Source organism: Novosphingobium lindaniclasticum LE124, assembly GCF_000445125.1.
GTDB classification, from domain to species: domain Bacteria; phylum Pseudomonadota; class Alphaproteobacteria; order Sphingomonadales; family Sphingomonadaceae; genus Novosphingobium; species Novosphingobium lindaniclasticum.
The window spans coordinates 175,568-198,830 of the sequence record NZ_ATHL01000076.1 but is presented as its reverse complement, the minus strand read 5'-3'; the positions used below and the strand labels follow the sequence as shown (position 1 = coordinate 198,830).

17 protein-coding genes are annotated in these 23,263 nt (G+C 65.0%); 14 read left to right on the top strand and 3 right to left on the bottom strand.

Annotation, left to right across the window (positions count from 1 at the left end):
* Position 1: 1 nt before the first annotated feature.
* The 3 genes from L284_RS36100 to L284_RS46870 are packed head-to-tail and all read left to right on the top strand — an operon-like array spanning position 2 to position 8,126.
* The gene (locus L284_RS36100; protein WP_021234202.1) at positions 2 to 6,397 is read left to right on the top strand and encodes a type I polyketide synthase; all 6,396 of its coding nucleotides are present in this window, start codon (positions 2 to 4) and stop codon (positions 6,395 to 6,397) included.
* Positions 6,394 to 7,368, top strand: a complete 975-nt coding sequence (locus tag L284_RS36095; RefSeq protein WP_021234201.1) for a glycosyltransferase family 2 protein — start codon at positions 6,394 to 6,396, stop codon at positions 7,366 to 7,368. The genes L284_RS36100 and L284_RS36095 overlap by 4 nt, the downstream gene beginning before the upstream one ends.
* Positions 7,365 to 8,126 carry a 4'-phosphopantetheinyl transferase family protein gene (locus L284_RS46870; protein ID WP_021234200.1) on the top strand — a complete coding sequence of 254 codons (762 nt, stop codon included), beginning with the start codon at positions 7,365 to 7,367 and terminating at the stop codon, positions 8,124 to 8,126. The genes L284_RS36095 and L284_RS46870 overlap by 4 nt, the downstream gene beginning before the upstream one ends.
* Here L284_RS46870 and L284_RS47400 read toward each other — a convergent pair.
* From L284_RS47400 to L284_RS36085, 3 genes are all read right to left on the bottom strand, one after another.
* Positions 8,092 to 8,319, bottom strand: a complete 228-nt coding sequence (locus L284_RS47400; protein ID WP_031342197.1) for a response regulator transcription factor — start codon at positions 8,317 to 8,319, stop codon at positions 8,092 to 8,094. The genes L284_RS46870 and L284_RS47400 overlap by 35 nt on opposite strands.
* Before the next feature lie 272 nt (positions 8,320 to 8,591).
* Positions 8,592 to 9,347, bottom strand: coding sequence for a LuxR C-terminal-related transcriptional regulator (locus L284_RS0124220; protein WP_235054368.1), 756 nt, complete (start codon positions 9,345 to 9,347; stop codon positions 8,592 to 8,594).
* A 187-nt stretch (positions 9,348 to 9,534) separates the two neighbouring features.
* Positions 9,535 to 10,605, bottom strand: a complete 1,071-nt coding sequence (locus L284_RS36085) for an acyltransferase family protein (protein ID WP_021234198.1) — start codon at positions 10,603 to 10,605, stop codon at positions 9,535 to 9,537.
* A 193-nt stretch (positions 10,606 to 10,798) separates the two neighbouring features.
* On the opposite strand from L284_RS36085, the gene L284_RS36080 reads away from it, so the two are divergent.
* The 11 genes from L284_RS36080 to L284_RS36045 all read left to right on the top strand — a co-directional run bounded on the left by L284_RS36080 (position 10,799) and on the right by L284_RS36045 (position 23,254).
* Positions 10,799 to 11,944 carry a hypothetical protein gene (locus L284_RS36080; RefSeq protein ID WP_021234197.1) on the top strand — a complete coding sequence of 382 codons (1,146 nt, stop codon included), beginning with the start codon at positions 10,799 to 10,801 and terminating at the stop codon, positions 11,942 to 11,944.
* Positions 11,945 to 12,018: 74 nt separating this feature from the next.
* A complete protein-coding gene (locus tag L284_RS36075) occupies positions 12,019 to 12,816 on the top strand; it encodes a transporter (protein WP_021234196.1) in 798 nt (265 codons plus the stop codon).
* A 222-nt stretch (positions 12,817 to 13,038) separates the two neighbouring features.
* A complete protein-coding gene (locus tag L284_RS36070; protein WP_021234195.1) occupies positions 13,039 to 17,241 on the top strand; it encodes a molybdopterin-dependent oxidoreductase in 4,203 nt (1,400 codons plus the stop codon).
* A gap of 130 nt (positions 17,242 to 17,371) precedes the next feature.
* Complete coding sequence (locus L284_RS48220; protein WP_160172118.1) at positions 17,372 to 17,542, top strand: hypothetical protein; 171 nt, start codon at positions 17,372 to 17,374, stop codon at positions 17,540 to 17,542.
* Positions 17,543 to 17,602: 60 nt separating this feature from the next.
* The gene (locus L284_RS36065) at positions 17,603 to 17,878 is read left to right on the top strand and encodes a hypothetical protein (RefSeq protein ID WP_021234193.1); all 276 of its coding nucleotides are present in this window, start codon (positions 17,603 to 17,605) and stop codon (positions 17,876 to 17,878) included.
* 42 nt (positions 17,879 to 17,920) lie between these two features.
* Positions 17,921 to 18,568: a YbhB/YbcL family Raf kinase inhibitor-like protein gene (locus tag L284_RS36060; protein WP_021234192.1), complete on the top strand. Its 648-nt coding sequence runs from the start codon at positions 17,921 to 17,923 to the stop codon at positions 18,566 to 18,568.
* Between the two features lie 152 nt (positions 18,569 to 18,720).
* Entirely contained in the window at positions 18,721 to 19,014 is a 294-nt protein-coding gene (locus L284_RS36055) for a hypothetical protein (protein ID WP_031342193.1), read from the top strand.
* Between the two features lie 228 nt (positions 19,015 to 19,242).
* Positions 19,243 to 20,157: a glycosyltransferase family protein gene (locus L284_RS0124200; RefSeq protein WP_021234190.1), complete on the top strand. Its 915-nt coding sequence runs from the start codon at positions 19,243 to 19,245 to the stop codon at positions 20,155 to 20,157.
* Positions 20,158 to 20,187: 30 nt separating this feature from the next.
* Positions 20,188 to 21,201: a glycosyltransferase family 2 protein gene (locus L284_RS0124195; RefSeq protein ID WP_081673984.1), complete on the top strand. Its 1,014-nt coding sequence runs from the start codon at positions 20,188 to 20,190 to the stop codon at positions 21,199 to 21,201.
* A gap of 16 nt (positions 21,202 to 21,217) precedes the next feature.
* Positions 21,218 to 22,243 (top strand): glycosyltransferase family 4 protein, encoded by a 1,026-nt coding sequence (locus L284_RS36050; RefSeq protein ID WP_021234188.1) that lies wholly within the window; start codon positions 21,218 to 21,220, stop codon positions 22,241 to 22,243.
* Between the two features lie 21 nt (positions 22,244 to 22,264).
* The gene (locus tag L284_RS36045; protein ID WP_021234187.1) at positions 22,265 to 23,254 is read left to right on the top strand and encodes a phosphoribosyltransferase; all 990 of its coding nucleotides are present in this window, start codon (positions 22,265 to 22,267) and stop codon (positions 23,252 to 23,254) included.
* Positions 23,255 to 23,263 lie beyond the last annotated feature (9 nt).

The following is a 23,263-nucleotide window of genomic DNA, read 5'->3' as shown; positions in this document are numbered from 1 at the left end:
GATGGACCAGGCATTCGGATCGTTCGAGGATCGCGGCGAAAGCGTCGACGCAGCGTCGATCGCCATCGTCGGCATGGCGTGCCGCTTCGCAGGCGTGCGCGGGCCGGATGCGTTCTGGCAGCTCCTGCGAGACGGCCGCGAGGGGATCGTGACGTACAGCGAAGAGGAACTGCTCGCTTCCGGGGTCAGCCGGGCACTCCTGCGCCATCCGCGCTACGTCCGGCGAGGTGCGCCGCTGACCGACATGGAGTGCTTCGATGCCGGCCTCTTCGGGCTGAGCCAGCGCGACGCGGCGATCATGGATCCCCAGCACCGGCATTTCCTGGAGTGCTCGTGGGAGGCGCTGGAAGATGCGGGCCACACGCCCCAAGGTCTCGGCGGCATGGTCGGGGTCTTCGCCGGGTCCGGGCACAATGCCTACATGCCCTACAACCTGCTGGGCAACCGCTGCCTCGTGAAGGACACCGGGCTGTTCCTGCTGCGCCACACGGGGAACGACAAGGACTTCCTGACGACGCGGGTGTCCTACCTGCTCGACCTCAAGGGGCCGAGCATCAATGTCCAGACCGCCTGTTCGACCTCGCTGGTGGCCATCCACATGGCCGCGCAGAGCCTTTTATCGGGGGAGTGCGACATGGCGCTCGCAGGCGGCGCCTCGATCGAACTGCCGCATCGACAAGGCTACCTCTACGAAGAAGGCGAGATCCTTTCGGCAGACGGACGGTGCCGGCCCTTCGACGCATGCTCGCAAGGCACGGTCTTCGGCAGCGGGGTAGCCGTGCTCGCGCTTCGCCGCCTTGCCGACGCCGTGGAAAGCGGCGACCATATCCACGCCGTGCTGCGCGGATCGGCGATCAACAACGACGGCAGCGGCAAGGTCGGCTATCTCGCGCCGAGCGTGGAGGGGCAGGCCGCCGCCATCGCCGAAGCTCTGGCCGTTTCCGGCATCGACCCTTCCCAGATCGACTACGTGGAGGCCCATGGCACCGGGACACCGATCGGCGATCCCATCGAGGTGGCTGCCCTCTCTCAGGTCTTCCGGCAATCCGCCGCGCGCGCACGCCCCTGTTCGCTCGGCTCGGTCAAGGCGAATATCGGACATACCGATACGGCCGCCGGCGCGGCCGGGGTCATCAAGGTGGCCCTGGCGATGCGCCATGAAGAACTTCCCGCAGTGCCTCATTTCGAAGCACCCAACCCTGACTGCGCCTTCGCAACGAGCCCGCTCAGCGTTCAGGCCGTGCGGGAAGCCTGGCCCCGGCGCGACAACAGCCCCCGTCGCGCCGGGGTCAGTTCGCTCGGGGTGGGCGGCACCAACGCGCATGTCGTCATGGAGGAAGCGCCTCTGCGAAACGCGGGCGGCCCAAGCCGGCGGCATCAGTTGCTGCTCTCCTCCGCGCATAGCGAAAGCGCGCTCGCTGCCAACCTCAAGTCCCTGGCAGAGCATGTCTCGCAGCAGCCCGACCTCTCGCTTCCCGACGCGGCATTCACCTTGAGCATGGGACGGCGCCATCTTGGCTTGCGCGGCTTCGCAGTCGCCGGCACGCAAGCTCTCCTCCCGGCAGCGCAGGCGCTGGAGCAAGCGGCTGGGGCGAAAGCTCCGCCCCCAGCGATCCAAGGGCGCGGGGTGGCCTTCCTGTTCAGCGGCGGCGGCGCGCAACATGTCGATATGGCGCGCGGTCTGTATGAAGCCGAGCCGCTGTTCCAAGCCGAAGTGGATCGCGGGCTGCGGCTGCTGGACGATATCGGCGGCCCCGATCTGAAGCGCTGGCTGTTTCCCGCAGACATGGACCGTGGGCTTGCCGCCCGCGAACTGGAGCGGCCGTCCCATGCGCTTCCGGCGCTGTTCATCGTGCAGACCGCCCTGGCGCGGCTCTGGATGTCCCTGGGCGTCAAGCCGGCGGCGATGATCGGGCACAGCTGCGGCGAATATGCCGCCGCGCATATTTCCGGCGTGATCGATCTCGAAAGCGGACTGCGCATCGTTCATGCGCGGGGAGCGCTGTTCGAGAACACCGGCGCCGGAGCCATGTTGAGCATAGCCCTGACCGAAGAGGAACTGGTGCCTCTGCTGACGCCGGAACTATCCATCGCGGCGATCAATGCTCCTAGGCTCTGCGTTGCCTCGGGCGCTCCAAATGCGATCGGACGATTGCAAGAGGAACTCGCCGAGCTCGAGATCGAGGCGCAGCCGATCCCGATCACGGTGGCGGCACATTCGCCGATGCTCGATCCTATCCTTCCGGAGTTTCGCGCTCTGCTGCAGACGATTACGCTTCACGCTCCGAAAATACCCTTCGCATCGAACCTCACCGGCGACTGGGTCGCGGCGGGAGAGGCGACCGATCCGGAGTACTGGGTCCGCCACTTGCGCGAGCCCGTCCGGTTTACCGATGGCCTTCGGTGCCTGCTGGACGATGCGGATCGCGTTCTTCTTGAGGTCGGACCGGGGCGAACGATGTCGAGCCTGTCGCGCCAGCATCCTTCGCGCGGTGCCGCTCAGCCGGTCGTCAGTTCGATGCGGCACCCGGACGAAGATGTCATGGACGACGCGCGCTTTCTGGAAGCGGTTGGGGAACTGTGGTCGCTGGGCGTGGCGATTGACTGGACAGCGTTCTGGCAAGGCGAACGGCGGCTGCGCGTGCCGCTGCCGACGTACCGTTTCGATCGGCAGCGGCACTGGTTCGATCCTTCGCCGGTCAACGAGGATGGTGCGGAGGAGGGGGATGCCGATGCGCGGATGGATATGGCCGACTGGGGCTATGAGCCGGTGTGGACCCGTCAGGATCGCGCGAACGATGAGGACACCGAGGGAGACGAGGAGGCTGGCTCTGCCTTGGTCCTTTGCAACGGCAAGGGCTTTTCGGATCATCTTGCCGCGAGATTGCGCGCGTCGGGGATCGATGTCGTCACGGTGAGAGCTGGACGTCGGCGGTCCCGTCGCGGCGACGGGGCGTTCGTGATCCGTCCCTCTCGGCGCGAGGATTGGGCCTGGCTGCTGGAGGCGCTTTCCGAGCAAGGCCGACTGCCTGCGCGCGCCTATCACTGCTGGCTGGTACAGGAAGATCGCAAGACCACCGATCAAGGCGTGCTGGATAGAGGACTGTTCGCCGTGGCGGCGATGGCGCCTGAACTATCTGCCACCTGCGACGGGGTGGATATAGTGGTTGTCACCGACCGGGCGCAGCGTGTCGCCGGCGACCGCGACGTGGCCCCGCTCAAGGCGGCGGCACTGGGTGCTCGCGGGAGCATTGCCGCCGAATATCCGGACTTGCGCTTCAGCGCGGTGGATATCGAAAGTGGCATTCAGGAGGGGGCGGCGCTCCGTGGCTCGATCGAGGCCGTCTTGCGGGAACCTCGCATCGGTAGCGGGTCCGAAGTTGCGATCCGTGCCGGAGAGCGATGGACGCTGGGCTATCGTCCGTCCGCACAGGCGTTTGGCGGTAGCCCCGGCGCTCTGCTGAAGCCGGGCGGAACCTATCTTGTGACCGGAGGGCTCGGCGGTATCGGCCTGACTATCGCCGGAATGCTCGCCAGGACGTGCGCGGCCAGCATCGCGCTCCTGTCCCGCACGGCGTTGCCCGCTCGCGGGCAGTGGGAGACGCTGCTGGAACAAGGCGATCTGCAGCCTGCGATCGCCGACAAGCTGCGCGGTGTCATCGATCTGGAGCTGGCCGGGGCGAAAGTCGAGGTGGTGGTGGCGGATGTTGCCGATGCGCGGGCACTGCGCCGAGCGGTTCGCCAAGTCGAGGCTCAGTTCGGCAGGATCGAAGGCGTGTTTCACACGGCCGGAACGATCGATGACGAACTTGTGGAAACACGGCGCCCAGACGCCATGCAGGCGGTGCTGCGGCCCAAAGTGGGCGGCACCCTCGCGCTGGAAAAGGTCTTGGCCTCGCAGCCCCCGGAATTCCTGATGCTGTTCTCCTCGATCAGCGCCTTTGCAGGCTTGCCGGGACAAGCGGACTATGCCGCAGCCAACGCCTTTCTCGACGCTTACGCCCAGTCCCGCCGGAACGACCCGCTTACGCGGGTGATCTCGGTAGGATGGAGCCAGTGGGCCGAAGTGGGCATGGCGGCTGCTCTCGCCAGACGAGATATACCGAGCGCCGGGCAGGCGGCGGAGCTTGCTCCGGGTCGGCCCCTGGCACATCCTTTTCTGGATCGGGCCCATGCGATCTCGCAAGCCGAATTCGTGGCCGCTGGAACGTTGTCGCCCGACCGGCACTGGCTCCTGGACGAGCACCGCCTGACCGGCGTGGGGCCGCTGCTGCCGGGCACTGCCTACCTTGAAATCGCCCGTGCGGCAGTGGCCATGGTCGAGCCGGGGGCGCTGGAAATGAGCGACTTCGCATTCCTCGAACCTTTCATCGTGGCGGAAGGCGCCGCGCGCGACTTACGCGTCCACGTGCGCAAGGAGGACGAGGGTGCCTGGAAGGTCGCGGTCCTCGGCCGGGCGGCGGGCAGTTCGGGAGAGTGGACGGAGCATGCGCGCGGAACAGTTCGGGGGCATGATGCGCCATCTTCGCGTGCGGCTATCGACCTCGACGCCGTTGCCGCTCGCTGCCGTCCGGGCAGGGGCGGCAGCGAAGATCAGCCGAGGATGCGGTTCGGCCCCCGCTGGCAGACCATATCGCGCACGTTGATCGGCCAGGCCGAGGCATTGCTCCATCTCGATCTGCCGGAAGCGTTCGGCGGCGATCTCGAAAAGATCCTGCTGCACCCCGCCTTGCTGGACTTCGCCACGGCCGGAGCGCAAATCCTGATCGCCGGACGCGATGCGGAGCGCGACTTCCATGCGCCCTTTACCTACCGCCGGCTGGTGATGCATGCGGCGCTGCCGGCTCGTATCGTCAGCCACATCCGCTATCGACCGGACACCGACGCGAGCGGCCAGACGGCGGTGTTCGACCTGACCATCACCGACCCCGACGGGTTGGTACTGGTGGAGGTGAGCGAATTCACGATGGTCCGCGTGAACACCGCAGGCTTTGCGGAGCGGGCCATTGACGGAGCGCGTGACGGAGAAGTCCTGGAGAGCCGCCCGGGCATCCGCCCCGGGGAAGGTGCGGAAGTGGTGCACCGCCTGCTGTCCGGCGCTTGCCCGCCGCATGCCGTGATCTCGCCCTACGATCTTCAGGCTTCGTTGGCAGCCATGCGCCAGCCGCCCCGACCCAAGGATTTCGACGGAAGCGGCGACCCTGCCGAAGCGCCGCGCACCGAAACGGAGCGCCTTATCGCAGACTTGTGGTGCGACTTGCTGGGCACGGCGGCGGTGGGAAGGAACGACAGCTTCTTCGACCTCGGCGGCCATTCGCTTCTGGCCGTCCAGTTCATCAATCGCCTGCGCAAACGCACGGGGCGGACGCTTCCGCTGGCCGCGATGCTCGGGCACCCGACGGCGGCCAGTCTCGCCGCCGTTCTCGATCCTGAGAGTTCGGCCGAGGTGCTCGGTGCGGCGTCCATAACGCCCGAACCGGACGGCATCGTCACCATTCGACAAGGCGGATCCCGGACGCCCTTGTTCTTCGTGCACGATGGCCTGGGGGAAACGCTGCTCTACCGTGGCCTCGCGCTCAGGTTGGATACCGATCGGCCGGTGCTCGGCCTGGAGCCGCTGCGGCGGGACGACGGCTCCTACGCGCACACGCGTATCGACGAAATGGCTGCCCACTACGTGGCCCGGCTGCGCGGGGTGCAGGCGACCGGCCCCTACCTGCTTGCAGGCCTTTGCGCCGGCGGGGTCATCGCGTTCGAGATGGCCCGGCAGCTTCAGGACAAGGGAGAGCAAGTGGCCTTCGTGGGCATCATCGATGCCGCCGATGTGGAGGCGCGCAAGTTCCGCTTCCTGACGACGCGCCTCCGCCTTGCGCGGCTTCGCGGCCTGCTGAGACGCTCCGGCGTCTCTGAAGTGCTGCCGGATCTCGGCCGGAAGGTCCTGAACGCCGCCCGCTGGGAAATCGGGTCCCGCCTGCGCCAGGCGAAGGATCGCCGCACCGTGCGCTCCATGCGGGAGCGCGCGGATTCCGGGGCCATGCACCGGGCTGGAACGACGGGCGCGGGTGCGATCTCCTTCCTGAAACTCTATGAAGTGGCCCACCGGGAGCATCGTCCGAGCGGAATGTTCGAGGGCGGGAGCGTAGCCTTGTTCAAGGCGGCCGACGATACCGAACTGCCCGACGACACGCCTTACAGCCTCACCTACCGCGATTATGCGCTCGGCTGGGGCAAGCGGGTGCGCGACGAGATCGTCATCGTGGATATACCGGGCGGACACAGCAGCAATCTCCAGGAACCCTACGTGGACCGGCTCGCGCCCTTGTTTCAGGATGCGCTCGACGCCGCTCTGGCCGGCGGCTGCAGGGCCGTGGAGCCGATCGGGGTTGCCGCCGAATGAGCGAAACCGTCCCCCTGCATTCGATTGACGTGGTGATCGTCAATTACCGGACGGCGGCGCTTGCCCTTTCCTGTCTGGATAGCCTGGCGGCGGAGGCTGGCGAAGGGATGCGGATCCGGGCCGTCGTCATCGACAACGCATCGCCGGATGGGTCGGCTGACGTTATAGAGAATGCAATCAGGGAACGGGACTGGAACTGGGTTCATCTTGTCCGCTCGCCGGTGAACGGCGGTTTCGGGGCAGGCAACAATCTCGGCATCGATCTGGTCCTGCAGCAGGAGCGACCGGCCGATCTTGTCTGGCTCCTAAATCCCGACACCCGCGTCATGCCTGGAGCAGCCCGTGAGCTGGCACGCTTCATGGCCTGGAACCGCGCAGCCGGTCTGGTCGGAACGGCTTTGCTCGAGGCGGATGGAAGTCCCTGGCCTTTCGCCTTCCGCTTTCCTTCGATCCAGAGCGAGATCGAGCGCGGCCTGCGATGGCGCTTCTCGTCCCGCCTTCTCGCCGGTTACGCGGTCGCCCGGCGGATGGGCGAGCAGCCGGAACGGGCGGACTGGGTCAGCGGCGCCAGCCTGGCGATCCGGCCCGCACTCCTGCGCGAAGGCTTGCGGTTCGACGAAGGCTACTTCCTGTACTTCGAAGAGATCGACTTGTGCCTCGCGGCGCGTTCGTATGGCTGGGAGTGCTGGTATCTGCCCCAGGCGCGCGTCCTGCACATCGCCGGGCAGAGTACGGGCGTAACCGACGCCCAGGCCGTGCATCGGCGCGTGCCTGCGTACTGGTTCGAGTCCCGCCGGCGCTACTTTCGCAAGAACCATGGCCTGGTCTATGCCATCGCGGCAGATCTGGGATGGATGGCCGCTCACGCGGCGTTCCGTACGAAGCAGGCGCTGCGCCGGGATCCCTCCGTCGATCCGCCGCACCTGCTGGGGGACTTCCTGCGCCACAGCCTCGCCGCGCCGCGCAGATGACGCCGATCCCCTCGAACGATCACGGCCTGTTCGGGCTTGTGGTGACGCAGCTGTCGGCGCCGTTCTGGCTATGGCGGATCGAGGTGCCTCGTCTGATCGACCCTGCCGTGCTGGCGTGCCTCTCGGCGCAGGAGCGTGTTCGCGCGGCACGCTTTGCAAGCGAGTCCCTAGCGCGACGATATGCCGTGGCGCACGGCGCCTTGCGCCTTCTGGGCGAGCGCTGTTTCGGCGTTCCCGCTGCACACCAGCGATATGTTCACAACGCCTATGGCAAGCCGATTCTGGCTAACCTTCCGCAGGCGCGGTGCAGCCTCAGTTACAGCGGCACGAATGTCCTCGCCGCCTGGTCGCTGGACCATGAGATCGGCGTGGATCTGGAATGCGCGCGCCCTATCGCCGATGCTGCCGATCTGGCCGATCTGCATTGCACGGCGCGCGAACGGCAACGGCTACCGCGCCCGGGCGCGGCAGGGTACGACCGCGCCTTCCTGGCGCTTTGGGTGCGCAAGGAAGCCTGCGTCAAAGCGCTGGGCAGAGGCCTCGGCATCGCTCCTTCCTCGTTCGAATGCGACATCGATCCGGGGACGACTATCGTTCACATCCACGGCTCTCTTGTCGAGAGTCACGTCTGCAACCTGAAGGACGACCTCTTGGTCGCCTGGGCCCGATGCATCCGGGTGAACCGGTCTGATCGGAACCATCGGCCTGTCTTTGCCTGCTTCCCTACTGATGGAGTTGCAGAAGCCCTTCGCGAATGACATGAGCGATCATATGCGCGCGATTGCGTGTTCTGGTCTTCAAACGGACGTTTTCCACATGCCGCTCGACCGTGCAGGGCGCGATGTTCAGTTCGATGGCCGTTTCCTTTGCCGAACGCCCCATGGCTACGAAGCGCAGGACATCCAGTTCACGAGCCGTAAGTTGCACAGCTTCATTGTCAAATCTGTACATGAAATTCCCCCTACATTTCGATGTTGATGATCGAACCCCCCTAACTTCCGTTGAGACAATACCGAGCCTCATCGGCAAATGTTGCATCGCGGAGCATACGAGTCACGCTATATTTTGGAGCGGGTGCGGAGCCGTTTGGATTCCGCGCCCGCCAACGCGCAGTCGCATGAGCCTAAGGACTATCCTGATTCGACCGGATACTCATTAGAGTTAGCCGGTGGTGTTATGATCACGATTATACAGATGCTCTGCCCGCTGGAGACCCGAGAAACTTAGCGGAAGCGGTGATCCTTGGCAGTGCGACGGGAAAGATCACCGTCGACCCGGTCGGCGCGGGGCAGCAATGCCGCGGTGATCTGGCGGCCGCAGAGCATGCGTGCCTGACCCTGGTTGGCGAGTTCGCGTGCCAGCACGGCGGCCTGGGTGCGGTTGGTCACCGAAAGCTTTTTCAGCAGCGACTTCACGCTCGCCTTGACTGCGGATTCGCTGATGCCGATGTCACGGGAGATCGTCTTGTTAGGCAACCCGCGTTCCAGCGCGCCCAATACCTCCCATTCCCGCTCTGTAAGATCAAAGCCCTGGCTTTCACGGTGCTGCATGGGAACGTCCGTGATCAGCAGCAGGTTTTCCAGGAGTCCGATGATCTCGGGCGGCGCGACCTTTTGTCCGACGGCCACCATCTGCATCATCGCCACGAGCGACTGATAGGGCACTTGGTCGAGGAAGTAGGCATAGGCACCGGCGGCGAAGATCGCCGTCATCTCGGTGAAAGCGAACGCCGATACCAGGGCTACCACGCGAGCGTTGGGAAAGCGGCGCAGGATCTCGGCGATCACGGCAGCTCCATCGTTGCCCAGCAGGGAACCGCCGACGACGATGACGTGCGCAGCTTCCGGATCGGCCGGCAGCGCGAGCCGTTCGACGGCGTCCACCGATTCCGCAAGGTCGAAACCGGAGTCCGAGAGGATGCGGCGAACGCCTTCCCTTATCAGCGAATTCCGTATGGCTACCGATACACTCGTCGTCATGATCGCTCGCAGGCCTCTCTGCTTCGTCGCACCGTGAGGATGCATGAGGTCCGAGGAAGATCCGTTCCGCCCAACGAAATCCGGTCACCCGGAAAAATCGACTGATCCGTCCGGCGCTGCCGGGACTTGACCAGCCTAGCGCCAACACGTGGTTTTTGACAGATTCCCCTTTTGGGGAGGGTGGTTTTCACCATGCCCCAGGTGCCGCTTGCGCCTGCCGGTGTTCCAGACGTCGGATCATCCGCCGTAGCGGGCTTTCGAAACCCTCGTGCAGCACCCAGGCCAGGGTCGTCACCATCGCGCCGGCGGTCAGGGTCGCGATCCCGTCGCTGACGGCAGGATCGAAACCTCGGTTCAGGGCTTCACGGGAGAAGCGATCCACCAGGCCGATCGCCTGGAAATGCAGCAGGTAGACGCCGAAGGACACTTTGCCCAGCAACATCAGGGGCGGCGAAGCGAAAAGGCGCTTCAGCAAGCCGCGGTCCTGCGCAAGAGTGGCGACCAGCAGGATCATCGCCAGATAGGCGGGAAAGTCCGACCGCGCCTGAGCAAGCGTGACCAGTACCAGCAGCAATACCCCGCACTGGAACAGGTTTCCCGAAAGCACCGGGTTGAACGTGCCGTGGCGGAACAGGCGATGGAGCAACTGCCCGATCACGAACCCGGCAAGGCACCGCACCAGCGTATAAGGCGTGAAATACAAGTCGAGTTCGCCTTTGGCGATGGGCGTCCCGATGTAGTGGCGGCTCGCCGCCACGGTCATCGCCAGAACGGAGAGCAGGGCGGCCATGCCGGTAACCAGCGCAACTTTCCGGCTCGATCGCAGGCAAGCCAGCGCGATCAGCGGGAATAGCAGATAGGCGATCATTTCCGCGCTGACCGACCAGGCGGGCGGGTCCATGCTCGGCCAGTCGCCAAGGGACTGCATCATCACGAGGTTGGCGCTCAGCGTTACGTATTGCGGCACGTTCAGGGCACCCCGTTCCAGCGCGAGAGTCACGAACGCCAGCGTCGCCAGCAGATAGAGCGGATAGATCCGGGCGATCCGGTGCAGCAGGAAACTGCGCTGCCGGAATGTCCCGGAGGTCAGCGCCTCGCCGTAGACATGGGCCATGACGAAGCCGCTCAGGATGAAGAACAGGTCGACCGCAAGGTATCCGTGCAGGAGCAGCGTCGAGAGCGGCCCGGTAGCGATCATCTTGAGGTGGAAGTGGTAGAGCATGACGAACAGCGCCGCTGCACCCCGCAGGCCGGTCATGGGTCGGATTTCCCGCGCCGGGAAGGTTGCCGTTGCCGGTCCTGCTGCTCCTTGCATCGCTGGCTCTCCCTCTCGATCGGCATTGTCCTATCAGATGAGGCGAAGCGTAATCCGAGGCATCGCCCCCTGAAATCTGATCAAGGGGGCGAGCTTTGTGGTTGTCCGGCAAGAGCAGCGAGCTAGAACCTCAGCCATGCGGATCGAACTGTTCATCGCGGCCGGACTTGCCTTGCAGATGCCCCTTACGGCGGCAAGGGCTCAGGATGCGGCGGAGACCTCGGCGGCGGGACCTGTCGATCCCGCATTTGCCGGCCATTATTACCTGTCCGGGGTGATGGAAACCGGGTCGGAACTGCTGCTGCGCCCTGACGGCACTTTCGAGTGGTACATCAGCTATGGTGCGCTGGATCAGTTTTCGCGCGGTGCCTGGCATCGTCAAGGCGGTGAGATCGTGCTCGTGGCAAGCCGGCCCGGCAAGGACCGTCCACTGTTCGCCTATCTGGATCGGCAGCCCTGGTCGGCGGATGCGGAGCAGGAGCGCCTAGACCTCGAGCAGGCTGCGTTGGAGGAATCCGTTCGTCGGCGTTGTCCTTTCCTTGGCGGCGGGATCGTCACTGCCGAACCGGTCGTGGAGCCGGTCCCTATGTTGGACATCGGGACAGGTGTGAATGTGGCAACGCAAGAGGACGGTGAGCGGCAGGTCAAGGCGCGCGCTGCCGCGGATGCAGCGATCGCTGCCGCTCGCACCGCCCGGGAACGATTGGAAAGCACCGCCCGCCGGGTCATGGCGAAAGGCGCCGCGATGAAAGAAGAGGAGGAGGCGGAAGCCCGCCGCCTCACGCAGGCTTGGGAGGAAGCGCGCGGCGCGGCGCTGCGGGCGGCTCGCGAGGCCGGGATGGCGGAACCGGATTTGTCGGAGCCTGAACTTCCCGAAGCCTGCCGTCTGCCGGATTCCGTCGCTGCCGAAGCTCAGCCATCCGAACGGTGGCGCGGCGGTTTGGCGGTCCTCGTCGTCGATCCGCAAGCGGGTGAAGAAGCGCGCGGCGTACATGTCGAGCTGCGCTTCGCGGATGGGCAGGAGAGCGAAGTCACGACCTCCGGCGGACTGGCTCTGGTCCGCGACGGCGACGGCGCCCCGCTCGTTGCCGCCGTGCTGAGCGCGCCTTACGCGCCGGGCCGATCGATCGAAGTCGCCGTTCCCGAGGTTCGCTCCGGCGTCGTGCGCTTCTCCATCGATGCCGAGCAGGTCACCGCCTCGCCCTTCGAACGAATGACCCTGCGGATCGACGGAACCTCGCTGCTGCCCAGTGAACTTGGAAGGGGCCGCTACTCGCGCTGATCGTCGCTCCGGGCGGGAACCTGCGGAAGCGGAAGGCGATATCTAGGGCAGTCCTTTTCCGAAAAGCGCCGCCCATGTTCCATCGAGCCTGCCTGTTCCTTCTTCTTGCGGCGCTCCCGAGCGCGGCCTTCGCCCAGGAGCGCGACTATTGCCCAGATCGTCCTGGGATCGCCGCGCCCACATGTACCATGGCGCCGGGGAGGATCTCTTTCGAAGCCGGGCTGGGCGACTGGACCTTGAGCCGGGACGCGGCGGAGCGGGAGGATGTCGTGGTGACAGGGGATTTCCTGCTGCGCCTGGGCATCGCCGATCATGCCGAGGTGCAACTCGGGTGGACAAGCCTCGGTTTTTCCAGAACCCGCGACCGCGCTGCCGGAGATGTGGAGCATCGAACTGGAACCGGAGACGTCATGCTGGCACTGCGGCGCAATCTCGCGAACCCGGACGGGGCCGGCTTTTCCGCGGCGGTCATGCCTTTCCTGTCCCTGCCTGCCGGGCGCCGACCGATCGGCGCTGGGGACTGGGGCACGGGGCTGCGCGTTCCGCTGTCCTATGAGGTCTCCTCGGCGATAACTTTGGAGATGATGCCGGAGGTCGATGCCGAAGCGAACGAAGGGGGCAAAGGGCGCCATCTTGTTCTGGGCGAGGTTGTCGGGCTTGCCGCGCACCTGAACGATGCGCTGACTGCCACTGCCGAATATCAGTTCCGCAAGGTGGACGAGCCGGGCGATCATCACGGAGAGCATACGTCCGGTTTCTCGATCGCCTGGCAAACTTCCGATCGCTTCCAGGTCGATCTCGGCGTGAATGCCGGCCTCGACCACGACGCGGACGATCTGGAAGTGTACATGGGCATTTCCCGCCGATTCTAACGGCTGCGCCCCGTTCCACGTCACGCCGTGATGCTGCAGTGCGAAACAGGCTCTTGCGAGCCGGCCGAGGATACGGCAAGATGACGGCAACATCGGAGTCCCGCTCGCAAAGGCGCGAGTAGGATCCAGCAGTCCATCGGGCTGTCAGAAGAGGCAACGACGCCATCGGTCGAACCCAGAACAGGGTTCCGGCCGGTGGCGTTTTTTTCGTTTGGGGAAGACGTGGCGAGCAGCAAGGTCAAGAGCGCATGTCCCTACTGCGGCGTCGGGTGCGGCATCGTCATGGAAGTGGCGGAAGGCCGGATCGTCAAGGTCACGGGAGACAAGGAGCATCCCACCAACTTCGGGCGCCTCTGCACCAAGGGGAGCAGCTGCCACATACCCATCACGGCGCCGGGACGGGCCGAAACGGCTTATGCCCGCATCGACGGCAGCAGAGATCAGGGCGCCATTCCGATGACCGAGGCGATCACGCGCACCGCGAAGGGCCTGCGAGCGATCATCGACAGAGACGGCCCGGACGCGGTCTCGTTCTACGTCTCGGGCCAGATGTCTCTTGAAGCGCAGTATCTTGCCAACAAGCTCTGCAAGGGGTTCATCGGCACCAACAACATAGAGAGCAATTCGCGGCTTTGCATGGCCAGCGCGGCCAGCGGGTACAAGCTGTCGATCGGCGCCGACGGTCCTCCCGGTTCCTATCAGGACTTCGACAAGGCCGATGTCTTCTTCGTGATCGGCGCCAACATGGCGGACTGCCATCCGATCCTGTTCCTGCGCATGATGGACCGCGTGAAGGCGGGGGCCAAGCTGATCGTGGTCGATCCTCGCCGCAACGCCACGGCGGAGAAGGCAGACCTCTTCGTGCAGATACGCCCCGGAACCGATCTGGCACTGCTGAACGGGCTGCTCCATCTGCTGTTCGAGCAGGGCCACGTCGATCACGACTTCATCGCCGCCCACACCGAAGGCTGGGAAACGATACCTGCGTTCCTTGCCGACTACCCACCGGCGCGCGTATCCGAAATCACCGGCATTGCCGAAGCCGACCTTCACCTGGCCGCCAAATGGATCGGCGAGGCGGGCGCCTGGATGACCTGCTGGACGATGGGCCTCAACCAGAGCACCCATGGCACCTGGAACACCAATGCGATCTGCAACCTTCACCTCGCGACCGGTGCGATCTGCCGTCCGGGGGCAGGGCCGTTTTCGCTGACCGGTCAGCCCAATGCCATGGGCGGCCGCGAAATGGGCTATATGGGGCCGGGGCTGCCAGGCCAGCGTGCCACTCTCAGCGAGAACGACCGCCATTTCGTCGAGGATGCCTGGCGCGTGCCGCGCGGCACCCTGCGCACAGAAACCGGAGCGGGAACCGTCGCAATGTTCGAGGAGATGGCGGCAGGGCGGATCAAGGCCTGTTGGATCATCTGCACCAATCCCGTGGCGAGCGTGGCCAACCGCAAGACGGTGGTGGCCGGACTGGAGGCGGCCGAACTCGTCATCGTGCAGGACGTTTTCGTGGACACCGAGACGAACCGCCATGCCGACCTCATTCTCCCCGGAGCGCTCTGGGCAGAGGCCGAAGGCGTCATGGTCAATTCCGAGCGCAACCTGACGCTCATGCAGAAGGCTGTCGACCCGCCCGGCGAGGCCATGGCAGATTGGGAGATCATCGCCCGCGTCGCCTGCGAAATGGGCTACGCTCCGGCGTTTTCCTATGACTCCGCCGCCGAAGTCTTCGAAGAAATCAAAACTTTCTGGAATCCGCGTACCGGCTACGACATCCGAGGCGCCAGTCACCAGCGTCTTCGCGAAACGCCGCTGCAATGGCCTTATCCGCCCGACCACGCGGCCGATCGCAATCCCATCCGGTATCTCAACGAAGGAGCGAGCCAGTCGCCGAGGATCGAAGCGGATGGCAGCCGTCCGTCTCTCGCGTTCCCGACGGAAAGCGGCAGGGCGCGTTTCCTGCCCCGGCCGCACATGGATCCGGCAGAGATGCCCGATGCGGACTATCCGCTTGTCCTCAACACCGGCCGCCTTCAGCACCAGTGGCATACGTTGACCAAGACCGGGAAAGTGCCGATGCTGTGCAAGCTCAATCCGGAGCCCTTCCTTGAGTTGCACCCGGAGGACGCCGTTGCGCTGGGCATTGGTGAAGGCGATAGGGTGGAACTGCGCTCGCGCCGGGGACGCGCCGTGCTTCCAGCGGTGATTACGGAGCGGGTAAGGCCTGGTAACTGCTTCGCGCCGTTCCATTGGAACGACGTGTTCGGCGATGATCTTTGCGTGAACGCCGTCACCAGCGATGCCGTGGACCCGATCTCGCTGCAACCCGAGTTCAAGTTCTCCGCAGTGGCTCTCACACGCGTGTCGGGGCCGGTGGAGCGAGATGCCGAGCCTCCCCTTCAGGAGGATAAGACGGCGCCCTTTTCGGCCAGCATACCTGCCGCCGGGGGGCTGATGCCTTCGCAGGCGGCCGCCATCGACGCCTTTGCGCAAGTCATGGGGTTGTCGCCGGGCGACACTCCGGTGTTGTCGCTGGCGGAAGAAATCTACCTCAACGGCTTCATGACGGGCCTGCGAACAAGCGAGCCGGTCCGCACCGTTCCCCTGCTGCCGGACGGCGCTCCCTTGGAGACAGGCAAGCGGCATTTCGTCAATGGGCTACTCGCCGGCCTTTTCGCGCGAAGGCCCGTCACGGTCGACGAGGCTGGCCTCGCGGGGTTGGACATTGCCCCGGCCCAAGCCCGCCAGGCCGAGGAAGCGGCGTCGCAGGTGCTGGTGCTCTGGGCCTCCCAGACGGGCAACGCGGAAGGTTTCGCGGAAGAATGTGCAAGACGCCTGGAGGCGCGGTCGTGCCGCGTCAGCCTTGCGGCGCTGGACAGCGTCAAGCCCGGCGATCTTGCCTTGGCGGGTCAGGCACTCATCATCGCCAGCACGTTCGGCGACGGCGATGCGCCTGACAATGGCGGCTCGTTCTGGTCCTCGCTGGTTGCGCAAACAGCCGCCAGCCTGACAGATCTGCGTTATTCGGTGCTGGCTTTCGGAGATTCAAGCTACGATCAGTTCTGCGGGTTCGGCCGAAAACTGGATGCCCGACTGGAGGAACTCGGTGCTCGCCGCCTCGCGCCTCGCGCCGAATGCGAACCTGATTACGAGGAAACGGCCGGACAATGGCTGGACGCCGTGATCCGCGCTGTGCTCGCGCGCGACGACCGTGAGCCTGCACTTGCCAAGGCCGCCGTTTCAAGGGGCGAGGCAGTGCCTTTCTCACCGCCGCCGCCCCAGGCTGCGAAGGGCGGCTCGACTTATAGTCGCAAGTCGCCGCTCCACGCGCCCATGATCCGCAATATGCTGCTGAGCGGTCTGGGTGCGGGAAAAGAGGTCCGGCAATTCGGGTTCGATCTCGCGGGCCGGGACTTCTCCTACCGCGCCGGCGATGCGCTCGGCGTCTGGCCGGTCAATTGTCCCGCGCTCGCCGCTGAAATTCTGGACTTGCTGGACCTTCCCGCCGAAACCCCGGTCACGGTCAAGGAGCATGGCGAAGTACCGCTGCACGAGGCGCTCCTGCGTCACTGGGACATCGCCAAACCGACGCGCAATATCCTCGAACTGATAGCCGATCGGCTGCCGGAGGCCGCTTTCGTGCCGCTGCTCGATCCCGAGCGCAAACCGGACTACGACCGCTTTTTGCGCGAGCACCAGATCGCCGACGTCCTGCACGCTACCGGAGCACGCCTGACGCCCGGCGATCTCATGCAGGTCATGCGGCCGATCCAGCCCCGGTTCTACTCGATCGCGTCCAGCCCCCATGCCCAGATCGACGAAGTGCAACTGACCGTGTCGGTTCTGCGCTATGCCAATCAGGGGCGGCGGCGCGGCGGGGTGTGCTCCACCTTCATGGCGGACCGCGCGGAAGAACTGGGCGCAGGCCTGTTCCTGCAGCCTGCCGCGCACTTTCGTCCACCGACGGACCCGTCCCGAGCTGCGATCATGGTGGGGCCGGGCACCGGGATCGCACCGTTCCGCGGGTTCCTGCACGACCGCGCGGCCACGGGCGCTGTCGGCAGCAACTGGCTGTTTTTCGGTGAGCAGCACGAAGCGACCGACTTCTACTATCGCGAGGAGATCGATGCGTGGCGTCGCTCCGGGCATCTCGATCGGCTCAGCCTCGCATTCTCGCGCGACCAGGCCGACAAGATCTACGTGCAGGACCGCATGATCGCGGAGGGCGCGGAACTGTGGCGCTGGATCGAAGGGGGCGCGAATTTCTACGTCTGCGGCGATGCCGGCCGAATGGCGAAGGATGTTGATCTCGCTTTACGTCGCATCGTGGCGATCCATGGCGGCATGAAATCCGATGCAGCGGAGGATTACGTCGCCCAGATGCGACAGGACCGGCGCTATCTTCGCGATGTCTACTAGGCCGTAAACGAAGGCTTGGGGAGGCTTTCATGAAGCGGCGTGAAACCTCTTCAGAATGCCGCGCGTTGCTGAAGGGATTCGCATTTGGAGAGCAGTGATGACAGCAAGAGGACCCCAGGTTCGAACGGAATTGGCATCTCGCGATTCATTCCCTGCCCATTCGGCGGTTCTTTGCGGTTCGCAGGCGCTCGTCACCGGGCCGGTGGACGAGCGGGCGCGGTCTTTTCTCGTCTGGATGCTGGCGCGCCGCGATGCACGGCGCGGGCAGCTTGCGGTGGACTGGCCGGAACTCGCTTCGTGAGCCGTCTGGAACCTGGGGCCGCGTAACGAGTTCGGTGGTTCTCTCGACAAGGAGTGCATCATGCCGATAGCGAAGTTTGAGACACCTGAAGGCGACGAAGTCGAGGTCGATCCGGCCGACGTCGTCAACATCTCGGAAGGCGCCGAGGACGAAACCACCACGATCGAGTTGGACAGCGGGGAGGAAATCACCGTGGTAGCCACTCGCCTGGAAGCCGCGGCGGAACTGGGCCTCGATCCGCTCGATTTCGTCGACGCCGATGATGACGACGCGCTCGCGGAAGACTATGATGACGACGACGCGGACAGCGGCGAGGACGGTTACGAAGACGAGTGATGGGAAGGGCCGCCACGGCCCTTCCACCGATCTGGAGACGATATGCTTGAACATGTTCCTCGCTGGCTGGGCGGACTGATGACGAACGTGCGGGCGGGCCATGCCAAGCTCGCCATCGTTCAGGAGGATGTCGCGAGAGGGGCCGGTTTCATCGAACTTTCCAGCCCTGCTTTCGCCAACGGCAGCCGTTTGCCGCTGCGCTTCACCGCCGATGGCGAGGGAGTGTCACCGCCGCTGGTCTGGGGCGATGTGCCAGAAGGCACCGTCAGTCTGGTATTGCTGGTGGAAGACCCGGACGCCCCTGCACCCAACCCGCTGGTCCATGCGCTGGTCTGGAACCTGCCTCCCACGGAGCGGCGGCTTGCCGAAGGCGAGATTCAGGCCGATGGGATCGGCGGGCCAGACGGGCGCGACGTCGGCCGCAACAGCTATTTCCTGGAAGGCTGGCTTCCGCCCGATCCGCCGCCCGGTCATGGTGCGCACGACTACGTGTTCCAGCTTTTCGCGCTGTCGGAAGCGATCGATGTGGACGACAATCCCGGCCGCTCCGAAGTGGTCAGCGCCATCAGCGGCCGTGTTCTCGCCGCCGGCATGCTGGTCGGCAACTACTCGCGGGATGAGCCTGCAGGGTCCGAAAACGCTGCCGAGGTGCCGTTCCCAGTCGGCGGCGCCCGCATCCAGACTGCCTGATCCCGGCAGCCGGTCATAGACGGACGCGCTTCCACGCGGAAGCGCGTCCGTTTCGTCTGGGCGCAGTCACTCCGACGCGCAGGATCCCTCAACCGGTCGGATCGTTCTCCAGCTACATGGCGCGTCAGGTACGCGCCTATCGGGAGAAGCACATGCCAAGAGGCGACAAAAGCAGCTACACCGACAAGCAGAAGCGCAAGGCCGAACATATCGAGCAAGGCTACGAGGCACGCGGTGTCAGCCACGAGGAAGCGGAGCGGCGCGCCTGGGCCACGGTGAACAAGGAGTCCGGCGGCGGCAACAAGTCTGGTTCCGGTCGCGGCAAACCGGATACCCATGTCGCGTCATCGCGCGGCGGCAAGGCGCACAAGTCCGGCTCGAAAGAACAGCGTTCGGCTGCGGCGCGCAAGGGTTGGGAAACGCGGCGACGCAACGGGAATGGCTGAAGGTGTGAACCAACCCAGCCTGCCGCGCCGCAGGACACCGATAGTCGATCCTCAGCCGCGCGCTAACCCTTTAAGAATGTCGACTAATCCTTTGTTGCTGGCCACCGGGGGCGGGGGAAGCCGAACCGCGAAAGGCAGGACCGCGACGATCTCTAGAGTATAATGGCGGGCTCCATCGCCATCCCCTAAGCTCCCCGCCAGATTGCCAATCATCCGGGAAATCGACACGTGAGCGGGCTTGCCAAGCGGATCGTCAACAAAGTCCTGCCGCGTCCGGTCGCGACCCGCCTGTGGAGCGAGGCGCAGTTTCGGGAAAGAGTGGCAAGGCTCCCGCTCGGTGTTCCGGAGCGTCACAAGCTGCGGGGCGAACTGGTGATTTCGCTCACCTCCTATCCTGCGCGCTATGCCACGCTTCACCTGACGCTGCGGAGCCTCCTTCGCCAGGACACCGCGCCGGACCGCATCGTCTTGTGGATTGCCCGAGACGACGTTGCGGCGCTGCCGAAGAAGACGCGCGAGGTTCTGGATAGGGGCATAGAGCTTCGCATCGTGGAGGATGCGCGCAGCTACAAGAAGCTGATCTTCGCGATCCCGGCCTTTCCCGAGGCTTACCTCGCCACTGCCGACGACGACGTGTTCTATCGGCCCGACTGGCTTACCGATCTGGTGGCAGGGCAGTCGGATAACGCCTCGGAAACCCCGGTCATCACATGTCACCGTGCACACCGCCTGGGCGAACAAGGGCCGCAGCACCTGATACCCTATCACGATTGGGAATGGGACGTTCAGGATCCGGCCGCTCGTGTTCCCTGTGCGAACCTGATGCCGACCGGAATCGGCGGCATCCTCTATCCTCCTGGTTCTCTCCATCCCGACGCGGTCAGACGGGATCTCTTCGAGACTTACGCGCCTTCTGCGGACGACCTGTGGTTCTACTGGTGCGCAAGGCGGGCAGGTACGCTCTATCGCAAGGTCGGGGGCCGCTTCGACCAGACGGCGTGGTGGTCTTCGCAGAAGGAGCGGCTCTACGATCACAACCAGCGCGAGAACGATCTCCAGATCGCCGCGCTGGTGCGCGATTTCGGCAATCCGCTGCGCATGCCGGCGTCGGCGGGTGGGAAAGCGGCGACAGTTGATCGGTAGCTCTCGGAAGGGCCGCGCGAGTAGCTATTTATGGTGATTGATCGCCTTTCGGCCCCACGCCTAACAGAGGCTCCACACCAAGGACGGGATGATCGCGTGGCGTCTATCTGTGTCGTCATTCCCTTGCATAACAAAGGGCCGCACATAGCTCGCGCGCTCGATTCCGTCATGCGGCAAACGGCATCTGCGGCCGAGATCATCGTGGTGGACGATGTTTCTGCGGACGAAGGGCCGCAGATCGCGGGCCGCTATCCCGGCGTGCAGGTTCTCAACCGCAGCAAGCCGGGGCCGGGCGGCTATGCGGCCCGCAACCTCGGCATCCGCTCGGCAAGATCGGACCATATCGCCTTCCTCGATGCGGACGACGAATGGGCCGAAAACCATCTGGAAACGATGGGCGCGATGATCCGCGCCGCGCCCCGGGATACGGTCCTGTTCGGCACGGGGTACGACGAAGTCCATCCCGGCGGCCACAGGATCGTGGACGTGTACCGCCGGTCAGGCGGAGCGCAGCGATCGCTGGCTTTTCCCGACTTCGTTCGTGCCTGGCTGGATTGCGGCGAGTGTCCCGTCTGGACATCCGCGATCGTCGCCAGACGGAGCGCCTTGCTCGAAGCCGGGCTTTTTCCGGAGGAGCGCTGCCGGCGGGGCGGTGACAAGGATCTGTGGCTACGGATGGCAGGGCAAGGAAAAGTGCAGTTGAACCCCGTCCAGACTGCCGTCTACTTCAAGGACTCGCAGAACATGGTGACCGCGCTCGCCCACGACAACGTCTGCCACTGCATGGTGGAGACAATTCTGGCGATGCAGGAACAGGCGCCGCGATCCACCCGCAAGCTGCTAGTCAGGCTGGCGAACCGCGAGACCTTCCAGTATGCGCTGCGCACCGCCAAGAGCCAGCGCGTGCGGCATGCCAGTTGGAAGCACTTCAAGCCCTGGCACAATCCTCTGCAATTCGCCGTCCTGCTGGGTCTCTCTTCACCCTTGTGCAGGCCGCTCGCGCGGATCGGCATGAGCCTGAAGAAGCTGTCGGCGCGGGGCTAGGGTGGGGGAGAAGGCCATGCCGCTTGCCGGACACGCTCCCGCCGCCGGACGAAAGCCGCGCGTTCACCTCGTGAACCCGATGCTGAACCCGTCGGGGGGCAGCGAGTGGCGGACGATAAGCCTCTATCGTCAGCTCGAGCCTGCGGCGGATGTGCGGATCTGGCACTTCCGCGAGGCGCCGTCCGACGCCTTTTCGAACGTGCGGCTATCAAGGATCGATACGAGGAAGCTTTCCTTCCCGCGCGGCGGCACGCTGGTTTTCGTCGGGGTCTACTTCAACATCAGCCATTGGATAAGGCTGGCGCGTCCGCGCAGGGTGATCCTGACCTACAATACGCCGGACGCCGAGCGATTGGCAGCCAAGGTCGATCTCATCCGCAAGACCTGCGGCCTCGAGCCCGAAATCGTGTTCTGCTCACGCGAACTGGCGGAACAGGTGCCTTACAAGGGCGTGGTCGAGCTTTCCCTGGTTGACCTCGACGCTTTCACCCCTTCCGACAGATCCGGGCGTACCGGCTTCCGCCTGGGCCGCCTCAGCCGCGATGCGCCGGAGAAGCATCACCCCGAGGACATGACGCTTTACGCCGAACTTGCGCAGCAGGGGTGCGAGGTCGATATTCTCGGCGCTACGGTGGAAATGCAGACGGCGCCACTCGCCACCAGTTCCGCGAACGTCCATATGCGACCACTCGGCAGCGTGAAGGCGCCGGAGTTTCTGCACGGGCTCGATTGCTTCTTCTATCGCACCTCGCCGTTATGGGCCGAGCCTTGGGGGCGGGTGATCATCGAGGCGATGGCCAGCGGGTTGCCGGTCGTGACCGATCGCACCTCGGGCGCCTCGTCCGTGATCGAACATGGCCGCAACGGCCTGCTGTTCGATACGACACAAGAGGCCTTCGACCTCGTCATGCGGCTCAAGACCGATTCCGCGCTGCGAGAGTCGCTCGGCAAGGCGGCGCGGGAAACGGCCGAAAACCTGCTGAGCGCCGGAGTTCGCGCGCAAGTTCAGGCGTTCTACCTTCATCCCCGCGCGCCGTCCTGACCGCCAATCGAGGAAGACGACATGGAATATCGATCGTTCGCGGATCTGGCCGAGACCGTGTTCTTCAACGCCCATGCCATTCCCGAGGACGTCGATCTGATCGTGGGGGTTCCGCGCAGCGGGCTGCTGCCAGCCAATCTCCTGGCGGTCCAGCTTCACAAGCCGCTCCTCGACCTCGAAAGCTATCTCGAAGGGCGTAGGCCTGTGGTCGGGCGCACGGCGCGCGAGACCATCGACGAGAATGTTCGCCCGCGCCGGGTGCTGATCGTGGACGACAGCATCGCCTCAGGCGAATCCATGCGACTGGTTCGGGAACGCGTTCACCTCGCCATGCCGGACGTTCCGGCAACCTACCTCGCGGTCTACGGCACGCGGGCTGCACACGAGGATGCCGATCTGATCTTCGAGGCCGTGCCGTCTCCGCGGATCTTCGAATGGAACCTCATGCGCCACAAGCGTCTCGCCGACGCCTGCTTCGACATCGACGGCATTCTCTGCCACGATCCCCATAGCGCTCAGAACGACGACGGCGAAAAGTACCGCGATTTCCTGCTGACCGCCAGGCCGCTCCTGCGCGCCAACGTCCCGATCAAACATCTGGTGACGAGCAGGCTGGAGAAATACCGGCCGGAGACCGAGCGCTGGCTGGCAGAGAACGGCGTCCGGTACGAGCATCTCTGGATGCTGGACCTGCCGTCCGCCGAGGAACGGCGCCGCCAGCGAGCCCATGCCAGCTTCAAGGCGTCGGTCTACGTCAAGACCGGCGCCGGGTTGTTCGTAGAGAGCGAGGACAAGCAGGCCCGCGAGATCGCCGAGTTGAGCGAAAGGCCGGTGTTGAGCATCGAAGGCCAGCGCATGGTCTGGCCCGGAGACGCCTCCGCCGCCCGGCGCAGTTACATCCGCCGCAGCGAGAGGGGCGGCGGAGCGGTGAAGCGTCTGGTGCGGGCAGCGGCCTTCGGCCTCCTTGGGGACCAGACCATCGCCAGGATCAAGCGAACCCTGCGCCGGTGAGGTGCAGCC

Coding starts and splice junctions, on each gene's coding strand:
- L284_RS36085 (WP_021234198.1), bottom strand. CDS start 10,605: ATGACCGGCCTGCGGGGTGCAGCGGCGCTGTTCGTCATGCTCTACCAC.
- L284_RS36095 (WP_021234201.1), top strand. CDS start 6,394: ATGAGCGAAACCGTCCCCCTGCATTCGATTGACGTGGTGATCGTCAAT.
- L284_RS36100 (WP_021234202.1), top strand. CDS start 2: ATGGACCAGGCATTCGGATCGTTCGAGGATCGCGGCGAAAGCGTCGAC.
- L284_RS47400 (WP_031342197.1), bottom strand. CDS start 8,319: ATGTACAGATTTGACAATGAAGCTGTGCAACTTACGGCTCGTGAACTG.
- L284_RS36050 (WP_021234188.1), top strand. CDS start 21,218: ATGCCGCTTGCCGGACACGCTCCCGCCGCCGGACGAAAGCCGCGCGTT.
- L284_RS36080 (WP_021234197.1), top strand. CDS start 10,799: ATGCGGATCGAACTGTTCATCGCGGCCGGACTTGCCTTGCAGATGCCC.
- L284_RS36055 (WP_031342193.1), top strand. CDS start 18,721: ATGCCAAGAGGCGACAAAAGCAGCTACACCGACAAGCAGAAGCGCAAG.
- L284_RS46870 (WP_021234200.1), top strand. CDS start 7,365: ATGACGCCGATCCCCTCGAACGATCACGGCCTGTTCGGGCTTGTGGTG.
- L284_RS36075 (WP_021234196.1), top strand. CDS start 12,019: ATGTTCCATCGAGCCTGCCTGTTCCTTCTTCTTGCGGCGCTCCCGAGC.
- L284_RS36045 (WP_021234187.1), top strand. CDS start 22,265: ATGGAATATCGATCGTTCGCGGATCTGGCCGAGACCGTGTTCTTCAAC.
- L284_RS36065 (WP_021234193.1), top strand. CDS start 17,603: ATGCCGATAGCGAAGTTTGAGACACCTGAAGGCGACGAAGTCGAGGTC.
- L284_RS0124195 (WP_081673984.1), top strand. CDS start 20,188: ATGGTGATTGATCGCCTTTCGGCCCCACGCCTAACAGAGGCTCCACAC.
- L284_RS36060 (WP_021234192.1), top strand. CDS start 17,921: ATGCTTGAACATGTTCCTCGCTGGCTGGGCGGACTGATGACGAACGTG.
- L284_RS0124220 (WP_235054368.1), bottom strand. CDS start 9,347: ATGACGACGAGTGTATCGGTAGCCATACGGAATTCGCTGATAAGGGAA.